The following is a 17,333-nucleotide window of genomic DNA, read 5'->3' on the forward strand; positions in this document are numbered from 1 at the left end:
ATTTCCGCCATCCCAAAGATAAATCCTATTTTGGCTGATACATGATGCAGGAATATATATTAGGTATTGATATTGGTACCGGCAGCACAAAGGCTGTAGCTGTTGGTTTAACCGGCGAGGCTTTGGGTGTAACCCAGCAGCATTACGGTATTGATATTCCCCAACCCGGTTATAGCGAACAGAACCCGTTAATTATTTGGGATGCTTTTGTAAAATGCGTGCAGGAAATAATTGTAAAGATAGGCTATGCGCCGCAGGCACTTAGCTTTAGCAGTGCTATGCACAGTATTATCCCTGTTGATAAAACAGGTACGCCATTAGCGCCCATGATTACCTGGGCCGATGCCCGTGCCGAAAATATCGCCCAGGATTTAAGGAATTCGCCAAAAGGGGAGGAGATATACCGAATAACAGGAACACCGATCCATGCGATGTCGCCTTTATGCAAGCTCATTTGGCTAAAAGCAAATAAGCCCGGCCTGTTTGCGCAGGCAGATATGTTTATATCGATAAAAGAGTTTATGTGGTTTAAACTGTTTAATATTTTCCAAATTGATTATTCTATCGCCTCGGCCACAGGGCTTTTTGATATTTTAAAATTGCAATGGAGCAATGATGCCTGCCAGCTTGCCGGTATAACTGCCGATAGATTATCAGAACCTGTAAATACCACTTATTATAGGGATAGCCTTCACGCTGCTACGGCAAACCTGCTGGGCATAGCCTCTGATGCCAAATTTATTATAGGTGCAAGCGATGGCTGCTGTGCAAACCTGGGCAGCCATACTACAGGGCCAGGTGTTGCCGCGCTTACTATTGGTACAAGCGGGGCGGTACGTATTACCAGCCCTGTACCGGTTTATAATTACCAGGGTATGACCTTTAACTACCTGCTTAACCAAAATACTTATGTATGCGGTGGAGCTGTAAATAACGGCGGGATTGCCATAAACTGGCTGCTGAAAAATTTTTTACAAAAGGAGAATCTTACAGGTGCCGATTATGACGCTTTATTCAACACCATTGAAACGGTACCGGCGGGCAGCGACGGCCTTTTATTTTTACCCTATTTATACGGCGAGCGTGCGCCGCTTTGGGATACCAAAACCAGCGGTGCTTATTTCAATATTAAACCGACCCATACCCAGGCCCATTTTTTAAGGGCTGCGCTTGAAGGGGTTTGTTTTGCTTTGTATAATGTGCTAAAAACGGTAGAGGATGCCTCGGTTGCTATTACACAGGTTAATATAAGTGGTGGTTTTGTAAGTTCCGGCACCTGGACGCAGATACTGGCCGATATTACCGGCAAAAAACTGGTAGTGCTGCAACCCGAAGACGCATCTGCTGTGGGTGCTGTTTATCTTGCCATGCAGGTAATGCATCCCGCAAGCTATGAGGAGCTAACCCATGTGAACGGGGAAACCGTTATTGCTCCTAACCAGCAAAATCATGAATTGTATAACAAATCCTTCGTTATTTTTAAAAAGCTTTACCTCGATTTAAAGGATACCATGCACCTGTTTAATAACCTGGGAATCTGAAAAATTAAACGTAAAGCATTAAAGTTGCAATAGTGTTTTCTGATAAAATGAAATTGAAATGATCACACTGTTATTTAAAACCCAATGCTTTTGTAAAACGATGGCAGCAATAAACAATAACCGGAGCTGCCAGTACATCCATAGTGTAGTGGATATGCTGAATGAGCAGCAGGAACATTAAAATGATAGTGGAGGCGAGGGCAATGCGTTTATCGTTTTTACGTTCGAGGTTTAAGTAAATTAAAAAGAGGGTTGATGTGTGGCCCGAAAAGAAAAGGTCTTTAGTGATTGAAGCATGCCCGTAAAAGTACCCGGTAAGCGGGTCAATCAACGGTACAAGCCCGGCCGGTGGATCAAGTTTTACCAACGTTAGTGTTATAAAGCGGGCTATACATACAAAAATGATAGTCCAAAGGTAGGTTATGCCCAAATCCGGCTTGTAAAGTGTCCTGATTATCATGAGGATACCCATCCCCCATATTATTGCAAAAATTGGTATTGATACGTCAACCGCCGGCAAATTTGCCAGTACCCAATCATGCAGTACTACCCCATGCCTTTGTTCAATAGCTTTAAAAAAAGAAGGCATTGTATTAATTATCGCCACAATAAGCATGGTGCCAATAATGAGCCTTACCCGTTTTAAGCTTGTATTAAACGCGGTTTGCCAGTTAAGTTTTATTCTATATAGGGTAATCTGGGTCAAAATTTTATCAGGGAAATGATTTGCAAAGGTAATTATTGACGCCGTTATTAATAATATGTTACACCAATGTTAAAGTTATTGCCAAATATAATATAAATTTAAATGCAATATAGTTGCGTTAATTTTATATTTGCAACATGGGTCATCATAAAACTACGGCACGGATAGATAGGATTGGTATTACAGCATCTACGTTATGCGCCGTTCATTGCGCGGTGGTACCGCTTATATTTACAAGCCTGCCGCTTATTGGCCTGGGCTTTTTAGCGTTACCACTGGTGGAGTGGGGGATGATTGTTTTTGCGCTGATGATAGGCTTATACTCGATAGGTTTATCCTACCTGCGCGTTCACAGGCGGCTAATGCCGGTAATTTTATTGGTAACAGGCTTTGCAATCATTATACTCGGGCATGTTTTTTTAAGCGGACGAATGGAAGGCATTATTGTGCCTGCCGGGGGGTTATTGATAGCGACAGCTCATTTTATTAATTACAGGCGCATCGGGCCACATCCTGTAATATCCAAAGGGACACCTTGTTGATTGGTAATATCTCGAATTTTTTTTGCTGCCTGTGCTTGGCAAAGGGAAGTGAAACTTAAAATGCTAATTCTCCATGCTCGATAACTGCCGAATCGCAAACGTAGGTGGGAACAATACCTGTTGCGTTTATACGGTTTTCGGCATCAACTGCCTGGGTGTTGCCGGATAATACCAGTACAGTATCAAGGCCAAACTTATTGCCGCCCAAAATGTCGGTTTGCAGGGTATCACCGACCATTACAATATCTTTTTTGCTGATTGGTCCCTGATCGCGCAGCAAATCATAAGCAAACATAAACATCTGCGAATCGGGCTTGCCAAAGCGGATAAACTCCTTGCCCACAATTTTTTCAATCATGTGGGCAATCCCGCCAATGGCTATTGATACATCGTGTTTGCTAAGTGGATAAGCATGATCTGTATTGGCAACAATTGCAGGGATGGTGCGTTTGCGCAGTATATTTACGGCTTTATTCAAATCCTCAAACCAATCAAAACCTTCATCATCCAAAAACACCAGGGCATTTACTTTATCAATATTCGAGGCATCTATCTGGCTTACCGGCAGGGTGTGCAGCCCCGAACTATCGATATAATGCGCAGAATCTGGCGTACCCAGGTAAGCCACAATACCATCATTCACTTTCAGGTCAAGGTACTCTTTGGTAAGCATGCCCGATGAAATGATCTTATCCGGTGTTATGGCAAGCAGGCCTTTGTTATTATATGATTCCGCCAGTTGTGCCGGGCTGCGCGATGCATCGTTGGTAACAATATAGTAATCCTTTTTTTGCTGATCCAGGTAGGCAAACGTGTTTTCGATGCCCGGCAGCAGCCCTTTATAATTTTTCAGAACCCCAAAAGCGTCAAAAAAAACAACTTTGTACCTGTCTATTATAGATTTAAAGTTGTCTATCCTGTTCATGCCTGCGTTTGCTTTAATTAAGCTGCAATATGCTCAAATATTAACTCAAAGCCTATTTTAATTTAAGTGCCTCTATGATTTTTTCGGCATCAAAATCCCTGTCTACCGATGGTAAATAAACATTGAATGCCTCGGTTTGCAATTTTTGCGCATATTGTTCGCTAAAAAAGTACTTACCATCCTTAATTACATAGTTCAGGATAAAAAAGCGGTATGCTTCTTTCATAAACCTTATTTCGTCGGCGGTAAGCGGGTTAACTTTATGATATTCTTTCAGGAATAAGATAAATCTATCCTCCATCATGGTGTTAATCACATAGCTAAATACCGTACGGTCGCCAATGTCCGATACCACGCGGCTGAAAAAGTAAAAATCAAGCACGCGATAACTCATCCTGAACCAATCATAATCCCAGCGGGAATATAATTCAAGGCTTGGCGTTACCGAAAAGTTGCCGATGTTCCAATCGATAAAAACCGGGATGATCTCGAAAGAGCTCATGTTGTATTTCGACCGGTTTTTCATAAAGGTTTCGCAATGGTATTTCAAAAAATCGGCCTGCATAGCGGTGCCGAACTGTTTTTCGTTAGTTTCCAGCTGGTGCATCAACGACGAAATATCGGTACGCAATGTTTTTGACGATTTTGGGAGTACATTTTTAACCCTTGAACATGCTTTATGAAACTTACCCACTTGCTGGCCAAGTTTTTTAATATGGCTGTCTTCCAGGCGACGGGGCAGGCGGTTTAATATGCGCGTTGGGTTATAAAATACTACCCATGCATCTGTTTTGCCATGTTTATAATGATAAATATATACCCTGTTATTTTTAAGTAGCGAGCGCGCAAGCAAATTTTCAAAAGGGTAAAGCAGGTTATTGGCTAAGGTTTGGATGATGCGGTGATCCTCTTTAAAATGCTCAAACTTACCGAAATAGGATAGCTTGGCTATAATGATATCGTCGTCATCAAAAGTAATACGGTACACATGGTTGGTAGATACCATGGCGCTAATGTCCTCGATAAGTTTAATCGTTTTGGACGCGTCGTACCCTTCCCATGCTTTTTTAACAATTAAAGAAAAGTCCATTTACATAATTTAGGCTACAAAGATTAGACAATAAAATGGAATAAGAAATATGATTTGCATAATGTTTTATCGGTCATGGAATAAACAGGTTCTTTGTCTGAACCGGAATTTGTGGAATTGTAGAATTAACAGAATTCTGAAAAGTACCCTGCCATTCTGTTAATTCTATAAATTCGTTTAATTCCGGTTCAGAAAGCACCTATATCACCTCAAAATACCTATTCAACTCCCAATCGGTAACATGTTTGGCGTATTGACCGTGCTCCCATAGGCGGGTTTGGGTAAAGTGCTCAACAAAGCCTTCGCCAAAAAGCTCTTTGGCCAGGGGTGAATTTTGCATATCGGTCGCAGCGTCAAACAAGTTTTTGGCCAGTACCCCGTTGCGTTTATCTTCGTAACCGTTACCAACGGTGGGTGCTATAGTTAATGGCAATTTGTGTTTAATACCGTATAAACCCGAAGCCAATGCCGCCGCTATGGCCAAATATGGGTTGGTATCTGAACCCGGTATGCGGGTTTCTAACCGGGTGTAGCCCGGTGTGGTATTGATGACGCGGAGGGCCGTGGTGCGGTTATCAAGGCCCCAGGTTATGGTAGTTGGCGCCCAGGCCCCTTCAACAAGGCGTTTATAGCTGTTAATAGTGGGGGCATACATTGGTAACAGGTGTGGCATGCAGTGCAATTGCCCCGCTAGGTAATGCTTATGCAAATCGCTCATTTTGTTAACGTCATCGCCGCTGTAAAACAGGTTATCACTTTTATCCTTGCTCCATAAGCTTTGGTGGATATGGCCGCTGCAACCGGGCAGGTCCTGGTTCCACTTGGCCATAAATGAAGCCATAATACCGTGTTTGTAAGCAATTTCTTTAACGGCTGTTTTAAATAATACAGCTTTATCAGCGGCAGCCAAAACTTCGTCATGAGCTATGGCGGCTTCGTATACGCCGGGGCCGGTTTCGGTATGTAGGCCTTCTATGGGTATATTAAATTGGGTAAGCAAGTTAAACAGGTCGTAATAAAAATCGCTGTTTTGCGATGTACGGAGTATGGAGTACCCAAACATTCCTGGTGTAAGGGTATTGATATTGGTAAAGCCTTTATCATTAATAGATTGGGGTGTTTCCCTGAAATTGAACCATTCAAATTCCTGGGCAAACTCGGCGTGATAGCCCATGTCCTGGCATTCTTTAACTATTTTTTTTAAAAGGCTGCGTGGGCAGGCAGGCAGGGCTGTACCATTTGGGTCGCTATAATCGGCCAAAAAGAAGGGGATGTTATCTTGCCAGGGTACGTTACGCAAGGTATTCAAATCAATACGGCAAAGCTTATCGGGGTAACCGGTATGCCAGCCTGTAAGTTTCACATTATCATAACAAACATCATTACTATCCCATCCAAAAACCACATCGCAAAAACCGTAGCCGCTTTGCAAGCCTTCAATGAATTTTTTTGGGTGAATTACCTTCCCGCGCAAAACGCCATCAATATCGGCAAAGGCAAATTTTATTTTCTGGATGTTATTTTCTTCTATGTAGGTTTTTATCTGTTCGGTATTCATGGTGTAAGTATAAGGCTGGTTTCAAATTAAGCAAGATAGCCATTACGATGTAAACATAAAAAAATGCGATTGGTGTTTACAAGTATTCATACGTTTTTGCTGTTACCTTTGTTTACGGTAGTTTATATAATGATTACAATTAACCAATACCTTTTTGTTTATGGTACATTGCTTGAGCAAGGCAATACATACGCGCAATACCTGCAGCTGCATTGCACATTAATAGGAGGGGGCAAATTTGGCGGCAAACTTTACGATATTGGCAAATATCCGGGTGCTACCATTGATACCACAGCGGGCCGTTATGTTTATGGCAATATTTACCTGATGGATGATGCCGAAAAGATACTATCGGTAATTGATGAGTACGAGGGTATAGGTGCCCGCGAGCCAAAACCACATGAATATACCCGCGAATTGATTGAAATTGATGCTGAACAAGGCCCGGTTGTTTGTTGGGTGTATATTTATAACTGGTCAACCGATAATTTGCCAGAAGTACAAGGTGGAGACTATATGTACTACATCGGCCTCAAAAGACAATAAGTAGTTAAAAAAAATCCCCTGATCTTTTCAAACCAGGGGACTTTACTATAATATGCGGGGGATTAAACTTTCGCTGTTTTTACAGTTTTGATAATTACCGCAGCTACTTTGTATGGATCTGCAGCCGAGTTAGGACGACGATCTTCTAAGTAACCACTCCAGTTGTGATCAACAGCGTACAGAGGGATACGGATGGAAGCACCACGATCTGATACACCATAGCTAAAATCGGTAATTGAAGCCGTTTCGTGTTTACCGGTTAAGCGTTGATCGTTATCAGCACCGTATACAGCGATACACTCAGCAACTGCCGGACGGAAAGCTTCACAAACTGCTTTGAATTTCTCTTCGCTGTTTGCAGTACGCAATAAAGTGTTTGAGAAGTTAGCGTGCATACCAGAACCGTTCCAGTCTAACTGACCAAGCGGTTTACAATGCCAGTTGATTGCAACACCGTAGCTCTCGCCAATTCTTTCTAATAAATAACGTGCAACCCAGATTTGGTCACCAGCTTCTTTAGCGCCTTTGGCGAAGATCTGGAATTCCCACTGACCTGCTGCTACTTCGGCATTGATACCTTCAACATTTAAACCTGCATCTAAACATACGTCTAAGTGCTCTTCAACAATTTCGCGACCGTAAGCATTGTTTGCGCCTACAGAGCAATAATATGGACCTTGTGGACCTGGGTAACCGCCAGCCGGGAAGCCAAGTGGTTTGTTGGTTTTAGGATCCCATAAAAAGTATTCCTGCTCAAAACCAAACCAGAAATCATTATCATCATCCTGTATAAGTGCACGACCGTTTGACTCGTGAGGCTGACCTTTTGAATCTAAAACTTCGCACATTACCAGGAATGCTTCTTTTCTTTGCGGATCAGGGCATACAAAAACTGGTTTTAAGATACAATCTGATGAACCACCTGGTGCTTGTTCAGTTGATGAGCCGTCAAAGCTCCAGTTATCCAGATCTTCTACTTTACCGCTGAAATCTTTAACGATTTTTGTTTTGCTACGCAGGCTTTGTGTTGGTTTGTACCCATCAAGCCAAATGTACTCGAGTTTAGTTGCCATTTTTTAATTAATTTGTAAAGTTGGGGTTCTATTTATAGTTTTTGTATTAATCTCGCCAATTAACAAGGCGAATTTAAATTATTTTTACAAAAAACACCATGATTTTGTGAAAATTTTATAATTTTTTTCAACAAATACCTTGTTTTAACTGTAAATGCATAATAATTAACCTAATCAGTGGCGTTTTTGATAATTTTGCATTTTTAAACTCGTAACCACAATGTATTTTAATAAAAATGCAAAATAGAGTAGGTTTGTAAACAGAAATAACTAAAAAAACTTTAATTGTGTCAACCCATTCGGACGATCAATCCATTTCGCTTAGCTTTTCTGAAACGTTTTTTACGTTTTTATCCAATTCCTCGGCCGAGTACAGTAAATGTTTGCGTATTTTAAGTAGTTCTTCTTTGGTTTCAATGTCCTTAACCAGGTCAAGCAGGCCCAATATGTTCGATAGGTGCTTGCGTACTTCATGCGAGTTTATTGTGGCCAGTTCTTGCTTTTTGGCTGCAAACAATAGCTGTTCGTAATGACGTTTTTGCCTGCTGCTACGGTAAAAAATAGCTACAACAATAACGGCTAAAACAGCAAGCGCTATGGCAAATATCATCCATAAACGCTCGCGTTCATACTTTAATAAGTTTACGTAGTACAAGCTTTGTACTTCGTTTATTTTTAATTGCGATGATTTATCACCAACCTGCAAAAGATTATCAATGTTTTGTTTTAACTCGCCCAGCGCCAGTTTGAAATTTTCGGCAGCAAGTTTTTCATCATTGTTGCGTTCCGCTATTTTTCCAAGTACTTCATATAGATGATATCGTATTTCGGGGTGGTTTTTTTGAGATGGCAGGTTAAGTTGTTTCTGAAGCATGTAACGGGCCGAGTCAGTTTGGCCGTTGCTAAAATAGGCGTCGGCAAGCATTTGCCCCTCCAGATCGCCTTTTACATAAAGGCTATCTTTTAACAGGTCATTAATTTGCTTTATAGCGCCCTTGTAGTCATGTTTTAATAAAGTGAGATAATACCCGGTACGTTTTTGGAAAGTGTGTAACTTGTAGGTCCGGTTTTTTGGGCCGAAGAGTTTCTGGTGGCAAACCTTTAATGAATCGTAGTTTTGGGTCCTGAAGTAATTTTCGGCTTTATTATACGTAATCAAGCTTAAGATATTTAAACGGTTGATCTTATTATCATCCATTAGCCGCTGGGCCTGGTTAAGGTAAGATAGCGATTGGCTATATAAGCCGCTTTTATAATATATGTCAGATATATTAACATTTAGCACCGCCTCTAAATACGGATCGTTTAAATTTTTCACCTCGTTTTTGGCTAATCCGTAACTGGATACTGCTCCAATAGCGTTTCCTTCGTCGGTTTGTACAAACGCAAGATGGGTGAAATAATCAAAAAGAAGCAAATGGTCGCTGCTTTTGTGCGCTTCGTCAATAGCCTTCACCAAGGCATTTTGTGACTCCTGGAGATTCTCAAGCCGTCTTTGATATATGCTTTCCATGAAATATAAAATGGACTCCCGCTGTTCCAAATTATACCTTACAAAAGTATCGGTGATGGCCTTCTTTTTGGCAACAAGCTGGCTTAATGGCGCATTCTGAAAAAATCCCTTGATATATCTGATTACTTTGTCTTCACGCTTTTGCTGATCTTTTAGCAAAACGTAATCAACCAGGCTATCCTTTTTTACGCTGGTTTGCGCGGAACTCGCTTTTAATGAGCACATCAATAAAATTAATATTGTAAAGCGGAGTGTTTTCAAAGTGCAGGTAATTTAGGATAAAAATACGCTTGCTAAAAATAAAATTAAACTTGTAAGTCAATCAAAAGAGTTATAATCATGAATTTATCGTAATGTTTAAACCTTTGTGTGGGGGGTAACGTATAATGATTTGTTTATGAGGAAATATATAATAACAAGTATTGTTACGTATTTCGCTTAAAATCAGGAGGGAGGTGATTATTAGGTTAACTATAATGAAATATTGCAATCTGGTGAATTAAGATCAGCCATACGTGATACTGTTTTGTATAATTATTTGATCGGCATATTTATTTTGACTATTATTGTCCACTTGTTTTGAAATTATGAAAAAAATTACGTTTTTATGTTTGGTAATTGTTGCCACAGGCTATTTCTCCTGTAAAAAAGAAAACGCGGCTCCTGTGTCGTCTAAAAGCACAACCAAAAAAGAATTGGCTATTAGCAGTAAAAAAGACACAACTACACAAAGGTTAGTTGCTGCCAAAGATACTACTACTCAAAAGAAATAATGGCTAAGTCGTTCGCTGATAAAACAGAGAAATTAACTATCAAATTTTTCTAACAGTTTTAACAGGGTTTCAAAATCCTTGGGATAGGGGGCATGTATAGTGACTTCTGTCTCAAGGTTTATTTTGAAGGTAACCTCGTAAGCGTGTAACGCGAAGCGCTTCATGATGGGCAGTTCCTCCTGGTCTTTTCCTAAATGATACTTTCTTTTTATTTTAGATAAAAACACTGGCTCGCCTTTGTACATTTCATCACCGGCTATTGAGGCCCTTTGGGTAGCCAGGTGAATCCTTATCTGGTGCATACGGCCGGTAACAGGGCGGCACTCAACCAAAGTATAATGCTTAAAGTATTTTAACGACTGAAACCAGGTTTCGGCTCGTTTGCCTTCCTGCCTGCTAATGGTTACGTTCCCTTTGCCTACATTTAATATCGGCAGGTCAATCAGTAAGTTATCAAAAGTATGGGTGCCGTCAATAATGGCGTGGTACACCTTTTTTACCTGCCGTTTTTCAAACTGCATAGATACCATCCGGTAAGCTTCCGGGTTTTTGGCAATAATAAGCGCCCCCGAAGTTTCTTTATCCAGGCGATGGCAAATTTGTGCGTCTTCCCAATATCCTTTGGCCAGTCGTAGTAAATTTACCTCGCCGCCTTCGCGCTCATCAAGCGAGCTTAAAAAAGGAGGTTTGTTAACCACAATCACATCGTCGTTTTCAAATAGTATCAGGTCGGCAAATTTCGGAAACTTCATATTTTAAATATAGCCGGCAAAAATACGGTTTATAATAATGATAACATGCCTGTCATCAGTTTTTTAAATAACAACTATATGTGCACGGTGGTAAACAGATAGTCAAATGATGTTGTAAGATGGCCTTAAAAAAGTACAATAAACTTAAAATAAGGCCAGTTGCTTAGAGAGATTAACGATGGAATAGTATTTGTTTTAATGTTAATCAACAATCTAACTGTAAAAACAACATGAGCACTAACAAAACCGAACCTGAAGAAAAGGGATTTTTTGAGAAGGTTAAAGAAACAATTGAACATTTGTGGGAAGGTACCAAAGATACAGCCGAAGACGTAAAAGAAGCCGCAGCGGATAAACTGGAAGATATTAAAGAAAAGGTAGCCACAAAAAAAGTCACCACCACTAAAAAGACTGTCGCAGCAAAAGCTGCTGTAACAAAAAAAGCTACAGAAGCCGCCGACAAGGCTAAGACTGCGGTAGCCAAAGTAAAAGCTCAGGCGAGTGAAAAAGCAAAAAACATTACTGCCAAAGCAAAAACTGAAACCGCTGTTGCCAAAAAAGAAGCTGCCGATGTAAAAGCCAAGGCTGAAACAAAAGCGAAAAACATTACTGCCAAAGCTAACGAGGCCGTTACCAGCGCTAAAAAAACAGCCGCAACTAAAACAGCAAAGGCAGCTACAACCGTAAAGAAGAAAGCCGTAGCAGCTAAATAATTTTTTTAATATTAGTTTGAAAGCGATGCGCCTTACAGGTCATCGCTTTTTTTGTGTAACACGTTTTAATGGCGGGTTTAAAGCCTATCCTTTTGTTAGCCGGGTAATAGGCAGTTAATCTTTTTTATTTTAAATGTATGGTTTACATTTATTTTTCTACTTTTGAAAAAACAAAAGCAATTACCAATTGCCATAAGCCAATAAAACCTGTTCAAATTACACAATGGAGACTAATAATTTCGATCTTAAAGAGCATCCGCACAGTCGTTTAAATATTTTAACCGGCGATTGGATCCTGGTATCGCCACACCGAACCAAACGGCCGTGGCAAGGTAAAGTGGAAGCCACTCAGGCAAACGACCGCCCGGCTTACGACCCGCAATGTTACCTTTGCCCAACTAACAAACGGGCAGATGGCAGCGAGAACCCCGATTATAAAGGCAGCTTCGTTTTTACCAATGATTACTCGTCGTTGCTATTAAATACGCCCGACGGCGGCCTTAATGACGATGAGCTGCTGGTAGCCAACAGCCAAAAGGGTATTTGCCGTGTTATTAGCTTTTCGCCCCGGCATGACCTTACTTTGCCACAAATGGAAACCGCTGAAATTCGTAAAGTGGTAGATGTTTGGCAATCTGAATTTGAAAACCTTGCATCATATCCGTGGATAAAACACATACAGATATTTGAAAATAAAGGCGATATTATGGGGTGCAGTAACCCGCATCCACATGGCCAGATATGGGCGCAAAATAGTATTCCTGTTGAGGTAGCCAAAGAAACCCAGCAGCAAAAAGCGCACTTTGAGCAAAAAGGCCGCAGTTTGCTTGGCGATTATCTGGCGCTTGAGCTTAAGCGCGGTGAGCGTGTTATTTTCGAGAACGATCATTTTGCGGTATTGGTACCGTTTTGGGCGGTTTGGCCTTATGAAACCATGATTATTAGCAAAAGGCACGTTACCAGCATTTTGTATTTTACCGATGATGAAAAAGATGCCCTTGCCGATGCTATTAAAAGGCTTACGGTGAGATACGATAATATGTTCGAAACCTCGTTCCCGTACTCGGCAGGAATGCACCAATCGCCCGTTAACATGGGCGAGCACCCTTACTGGCACTGGCACATGCACTTTTACCCGCCGCTGCTGCGCTCGGCAACGGTTAAAAAGTTTATGGTTGGGTACGAGATGCTGGCCAACCCTCAACGCGATATAACGGCCGAATATGCAGCCGAAAAACTGCGTGGGTTAAGCGAAATTCACTATAAAGTGAAAGGGTAGGTAAAAAAAGCTACTTTTAAACCAACTAATATAAACCTATTTATGAATCATTTATTTAAAAATCTATCATTAATTATGATACCGGCCTGCCTATCTTTGGCGGCTTGTAATCAACCATCAACCCAACAGAAAACCAGTATGACAGATAGCACCAAAACGGATAGCACCAAATCATTCGCTGCTGCATTTGAATCAACCATCAATGGTAAACAAACTCATCTTTACACCCTTAAAAACAAAAACGGCATTACCGCTACTTTTACCAATTATGGCGGCCGCATAGTAAGCCTGCTGGTGCCCAATAAGGATGGTAAACTTACCGATGTGGTTTTAGGCTATGAAAGTGTAGAAGGTTTCGAAAAATCAACCGAGCCTTATTATGGCGCTACTATCGGCCGTTTTGGTAACCGTATTGCCAAAGGGCATTTTAAAATTGATGGTAAAGATTACCAATCGTCAATCAACAATCCGCCAAATACCCTGCATGGTGGTAAAAACGGTTACCAAAGCGTAGTTTGGGACGCTAAACAAATTGATTCGACCACGTTGGAGCTCACCTACCTGTCAAAAGATATGGAAGAAGGTTTCCCAGGCAACCTTACGGTAAAGGTGATTTACAGCCTTACCGACAATAACGAATTTAAATGCGTTTATGAAGCCCACACCGATAAAACAACCGTGGTAAACTTAACCAACCACGCATTTTTTAACCTGAACGGCGAAGGCAGCGGCACCATACTTAATCATTTGGTGCAAATTGACGCTGATAATTATACTCCTGTTGATGCCGGTTTAATCCCTACAGGTAAAATTGAGCCCGTAAAAGGTACACCGTTTGATTTTACCAAACCAGAAACCATTGGCAAACGCATTAATGACGATAACCTGCAACTAAAAAATGGCAAAGGTTATGACCATAACTTTGTGCTTAACAAACATGACTTAAGCACCCCGATTGCTACTGTAATTGGTGATAAAAGCGGCATTAAAATGGAAGTTTACACCGAAGAACCAGCGATGCAGTTTTACAGTGGCAACTTTATGCAAGCTAAAAACGCCATGAAACGCGGCATTAAAGATGAATTCCGTACTTCATTTGCTATGGAAACTCAACACTACCCTGATTCACCAAACCAGCCGCAGTTTCCGTCAACTGAGCTTAAGCCAGGCCAAACGTATAAAACCCAGTCGCTATATAAGTTTACGGTAGCAAAATAAGCTTGCAACTTTTTAGATATTTTGAAAAGATCCGGTCATTTGGCTGGACCTTTTTTTTTTGCCCAATCTTGCTGCCCAAACAACCTATTTGCTTATTTTTCTTAAAGCTTGAGAACTCCTAAGCAATCTTTCGTCTCAAATCTCATATCTCAAATCTCACATCTATGCTGTATCTTTCGGCCAGCCAACAATGAGCCCTTTATTATCAACCCTATTATTAGCTAAACGGTTACGTGCAAAGCATTGCCTTTGGTTGGTTTTATTTTGTATAAACCAATTGGCGTTTGCCCAAAAAAGTAGCGCGCAACTTGTTACCATCGGTTCGCAGCCAACAAGCGGCTGCGTTGGGCAGCCTATAGCTTTTACCGCGGTGGCAGCTAATCTGGGCGCGGCACCGGCCTACCAATGGCAGGTAAATGGGGTTAACGTGGGTGCCAACCAAAATAAATTTACCAGTAGCGCGCTTGTTAATGGCGATGTGGTGCAATGTCGTGTTACTACGCCCGGCCCAAACGGTACAGTTAGTACTACCAATAGTAATGCGCTTACCATGACCATCCTGTCGCCGCCCACTATTGTGCAGCATGATACCGCTATTTGCCCGGGCAGTACTATGGTGCTCCAGGCCGATGTTTCCGGCGCAGCCTATGCCAAATTTAAACCAGTCGATTTTTCGAACCAATTCAATTTCAATATCTCAACCAATACTTTCGGGCATCAGTTTGTCAATTGCCCTACCGGCAATGTCACTTTCAACGGAGTTCCTTACATCCTGTACCCCTGGAGTGATAACTTTACCGGCTGGAATGCAAGTAACGCTACCGGCCCCGATCCGCGTAAACTGTTTATCCCTGTTAATGAGGATGGTGCTGTGGCTATCAACCTGCTGGCCAATACCTATTTCGGCGTACCCGGCCCGGCGTCGTACGTAAGCGTAAGCTTTTGGGCCAATGGTGTCGAAGTGTACAAAAAAGATCTGATAGGCGACCAGGACATCCGCGACTTTAACGCCGCCCAGTTTACCAATCAAATTAATAACACCACCACAACCAACGCCTGGCTATCGCCCAACGGGCAAAACCGGCTTGATAATGTGCGTATCAAGATGCCCGCGCCAACCCGGATAGATAGTATTGTAGTGAATGACCATGGCGGTAACGGCCAGCGCCTGTTCATCATCGGCGCCACCGTGGAGAAAACGCCTGTCGCACTAAAATGGTCTACAGGCGAAATCGCGCCATCTATTACCATTGCACCATCGCAGCCAACAACTTACACCGTTATGGCCACTAATGGGGTGGCCAGTTGCAGCGGTGGCAGCATCAACGTAAGCTTTACTACGCCGGTGGTTCCGTCAATAAGTATCAGCCAGTTAACCGGCAACGTTTGCCAGGGTAATCCGGTCACATTTACCGCAAGCGTGCTTAACGGGGGCAATGGGCCCACACTTCAATGGCAGTTAAATGGTGCCGATGTAGGTACAGATAGCTTCACCTTTACTACCAGGAGCCTTACAACCGGCGATATAGTAACCTGCCGGGTAACCCCACACAACCTGTGCCTTACTATACCCACAGCAACAAGCAATGCACTTACAGCAACGCTGTTACCGCAGCCCGTAGTTGATGCAGGCCCCAATGTAACCATTCACCAGGGCGATGCCACCCAGTTAAAAGCCACCGCAAGCGGCGATATATTGAGCATTCAATGGAGCCCGGCCATCGGGCTTGATAACCCCGGCATACTTAACCCGATAGCCACGCCAACCCAAACCACCAGATACACCTTGCTGGTGCAAAACCAAAGCACCTGCACGGCTACCGATAGCGTTATTATAAAAGTGTTGCCGCTTGATGTGCTGATCCCCAATGCTATCAGCCCCAATCATGATGGTGTAAACGACGTATGGAATATTCAGCACCTTGATCAGTTTGCTACCTGTACGGTAAATATATTTAACCGCTACGGGCAAAAGCTTTTCACATCCACCGGCTACGTCCGCCCATGGGATGGCACCTATAAAAACAAGCGCCTGCCTGCCGGTACCTATTATTATATTATTGATTTGAAAGACGGCAGCGCGGTACGATCGGGGTATGTAGTGTTGGTGTATTGAGGTTTAGTATCAAGTAGTTAGTAGTAAGTATCAAGACTGCTGCAAAATAGTCTCAAGTAGTTAGTATCAAGTATCAAGACCGCTGCAGAATAGTCTCAAGTATCAAGTAGCAAGTATAAGACCGCTGCAAAATAGTCTTAAGTATCAAGACCGCTACAAACCCTGGTTAATCCAAAAGTCAAAAAATCTTACTACTTGATACTTACTACTTGATACCATGCACCCTCCGTTCACCGATGATTTCACAGCGTTCGCCGATAAAAACCGGGTGTACATCTAAATCAGCCAAAACTGCTGTAACGTTTTAAAAACGGGGGCGTCTTATTGGTGTATTTAAAAATAACACAATACAATTACTTGACAATCAAAATAATAATATCATGAAAACTACATTATTAACCATCGCCGCTTCATTAGTTTTAGTAGCTGGTTTATCAAACACAACTTTTGCATCTACAAAAAATACCCAAAATGTTGCTACCGTATTAACCGATGTAAGCAACATCAATAAAATTGAAGTTCGCGGAAATGTTGAGCTTTATGTATCTGCCGGTACTGCCGATCAGGTTAAGGTTTACAACAAATACTATGCATCAGGTGCATTGGTACAAAGCTCAAAAGGTGTATTGCGCATAGCATCATATACGAAAGAAAAATTAGTGGTTTGGGTTACTGCAAATGACCTGCGCGCCATCAGCGCCTACGATAACGCCGAAGTAAAATCATTTGGCAAGTTATCTGCCATCGACCTGGATGTTACCCTAAGCAACAACGCTACTGCTAAATTAGATTTGGATACCTACAACACCAACGTAAATGTTAACAACAATGCTAAAATTGAACTTGCAGGCACAACACAGGTTTATACCCTTAACCACAACCTGCAATCAAGCGTTAATAATAACAATTTTATAGCCGGTACTTATACCGATAAATTAACAGGTATCTCATCTGCCAAAAACGAAAACGAGCTGGCAGGTTTGTAATT

General features: G+C 41.9%; 16 protein-coding genes. 9 read left to right on the plus strand and 7 right to left on the minus strand.

Annotated elements, in window-relative coordinates; translation table 11 throughout:
• Nucleotides 1-41 precede the first annotated feature (41 nt).
• Entirely contained in the window at nucleotides 42-1,541 is a 1,500-nt protein-coding gene (locus AC1DU2_RS20430; protein WP_477386442.1) for a gluconokinase, read from the plus strand.
• A gap of 70 nt (nucleotides 1,542-1,611) precedes the next feature.
• On the opposite strand, the gene AC1DU2_RS20435 is transcribed toward AC1DU2_RS20430, so the two are convergent.
• Nucleotides 1,612-2,247, minus strand: coding sequence for a phosphatase PAP2-related protein (locus tag AC1DU2_RS20435; RefSeq protein ID WP_477386444.1), 636 nt, complete (start codon nucleotides 2,245-2,247; stop codon nucleotides 1,612-1,614).
• 137 nt (nucleotides 2,248-2,384) lie between these two features.
• Here AC1DU2_RS20435 and AC1DU2_RS20440 point away from each other — a divergent pair, with 137 nt between their 5' ends.
• The gene (locus AC1DU2_RS20440; protein WP_477386446.1) at nucleotides 2,385-2,789 is read left to right on the plus strand and encodes a MerC domain-containing protein; all 405 of its coding nucleotides are present in this window, start codon (nucleotides 2,385-2,387) and stop codon (nucleotides 2,787-2,789) included.
• Nucleotides 2,790-2,844: 55 nt separating this feature from the next.
• On the opposite strand, the gene AC1DU2_RS20445 is transcribed toward AC1DU2_RS20440, so the two are convergent.
• From AC1DU2_RS20445 to AC1DU2_RS20455, 3 genes are all read right to left on the minus strand, one after another.
• Nucleotides 2,845-3,714 carry an HAD-IIA family hydrolase gene (locus AC1DU2_RS20445; RefSeq protein WP_477363654.1) on the minus strand — a complete coding sequence of 290 codons (870 nt, stop codon included), beginning with the start codon at nucleotides 3,712-3,714 and terminating at the stop codon, nucleotides 2,845-2,847.
• Between the two features lie 52 nt (nucleotides 3,715-3,766).
• A complete protein-coding gene (locus AC1DU2_RS20450) occupies nucleotides 3,767-4,804 on the minus strand; it encodes a hypothetical protein (RefSeq protein WP_477363651.1) in 1,038 nt (345 codons plus the stop codon).
• A gap of 199 nt (nucleotides 4,805-5,003) precedes the next feature.
• Nucleotides 5,004-6,362, minus strand: coding sequence for a glutamine synthetase family protein (locus AC1DU2_RS20455; RefSeq protein ID WP_477386448.1), 1,359 nt, complete (start codon nucleotides 6,360-6,362; stop codon nucleotides 5,004-5,006).
• A gap of 129 nt (nucleotides 6,363-6,491) precedes the next feature.
• Between AC1DU2_RS20455 and AC1DU2_RS20460 the strand changes: the two genes are divergently transcribed.
• Nucleotides 6,492-6,908: a gamma-glutamylcyclotransferase family protein gene (locus AC1DU2_RS20460; RefSeq protein ID WP_477386449.1), complete on the plus strand. Its 417-nt coding sequence runs from the start codon at nucleotides 6,492-6,494 to the stop codon at nucleotides 6,906-6,908.
• A gap of 62 nt (nucleotides 6,909-6,970) precedes the next feature.
• On the opposite strand, the gene AC1DU2_RS20465 is transcribed toward AC1DU2_RS20460, so the two are convergent.
• On the minus strand, nucleotides 6,971-7,981 hold the full coding sequence (locus AC1DU2_RS20465; protein ID WP_477363641.1) for a glutamine synthetase beta-grasp domain-containing protein: 1,011 nt from the start codon (nucleotides 7,979-7,981) through the stop codon (nucleotides 6,971-6,973).
• 307 nt (nucleotides 7,982-8,288) lie between these two features.
• Nucleotides 8,289-9,755 carry a hypothetical protein gene (locus AC1DU2_RS20470; protein WP_477363638.1) on the minus strand — a complete coding sequence of 489 codons (1,467 nt, stop codon included), beginning with the start codon at nucleotides 9,753-9,755 and terminating at the stop codon, nucleotides 8,289-8,291.
• A 326-nt stretch (nucleotides 9,756-10,081) separates the two neighbouring features.
• Here AC1DU2_RS20470 and AC1DU2_RS20475 point away from each other — a divergent pair, with 326 nt between their 5' ends.
• Nucleotides 10,082-10,267: a hypothetical protein gene (locus AC1DU2_RS20475; protein ID WP_477363635.1), complete on the plus strand. Its 186-nt coding sequence runs from the start codon at nucleotides 10,082-10,084 to the stop codon at nucleotides 10,265-10,267.
• A gap of 32 nt (nucleotides 10,268-10,299) precedes the next feature.
• On the opposite strand, the gene AC1DU2_RS20480 is transcribed toward AC1DU2_RS20475, so the two are convergent.
• Complete coding sequence (locus AC1DU2_RS20480) at nucleotides 10,300-11,019, minus strand: RluA family pseudouridine synthase (RefSeq protein WP_477363632.1); 720 nt, start codon at nucleotides 11,017-11,019, stop codon at nucleotides 10,300-10,302.
• A gap of 230 nt (nucleotides 11,020-11,249) precedes the next feature.
• Between AC1DU2_RS20480 and AC1DU2_RS20485 the strand changes: the two genes are divergently transcribed.
• The 5 genes from AC1DU2_RS20485 (at nucleotide 11,250) to AC1DU2_RS20505 (ending at nucleotide 17,331) form a co-directional block, all read left to right on the plus strand.
• Nucleotides 11,250-11,732 carry a hypothetical protein gene (locus tag AC1DU2_RS20485; RefSeq protein WP_477386451.1) on the plus strand — a complete coding sequence of 161 codons (483 nt, stop codon included), beginning with the start codon at nucleotides 11,250-11,252 and terminating at the stop codon, nucleotides 11,730-11,732.
• 223 nt (nucleotides 11,733-11,955) lie between these two features.
• Entirely contained in the window at nucleotides 11,956-13,011 is a 1,056-nt protein-coding gene (locus tag AC1DU2_RS20490) for a UDP-glucose--hexose-1-phosphate uridylyltransferase (protein ID WP_477363626.1), read from the plus strand.
• Between the two features lie 42 nt (nucleotides 13,012-13,053).
• Nucleotides 13,054-14,229 (plus strand): aldose epimerase family protein, encoded by a 1,176-nt coding sequence (locus tag AC1DU2_RS20495; protein WP_477386453.1) that lies wholly within the window; start codon nucleotides 13,054-13,056, stop codon nucleotides 14,227-14,229.
• 277 nt (nucleotides 14,230-14,506) lie between these two features.
• Nucleotides 14,507-16,345 (plus strand): gliding motility-associated C-terminal domain-containing protein, encoded by a 1,839-nt coding sequence (locus AC1DU2_RS20500; protein WP_477386454.1) that lies wholly within the window; start codon nucleotides 14,507-14,509, stop codon nucleotides 16,343-16,345.
• A 380-nt stretch (nucleotides 16,346-16,725) separates the two neighbouring features.
• Nucleotides 16,726-17,331: a GIN domain-containing protein gene (locus tag AC1DU2_RS20505; protein WP_477363617.1), complete on the plus strand. Its 606-nt coding sequence runs from the start codon at nucleotides 16,726-16,728 to the stop codon at nucleotides 17,329-17,331.
• The last annotated feature ends 2 nt before the right edge of the window (nucleotides 17,332-17,333 follow it).

The sequence above is a fragment of the Mucilaginibacter sp. P4_C11 genome, assembly GCF_056402115.1.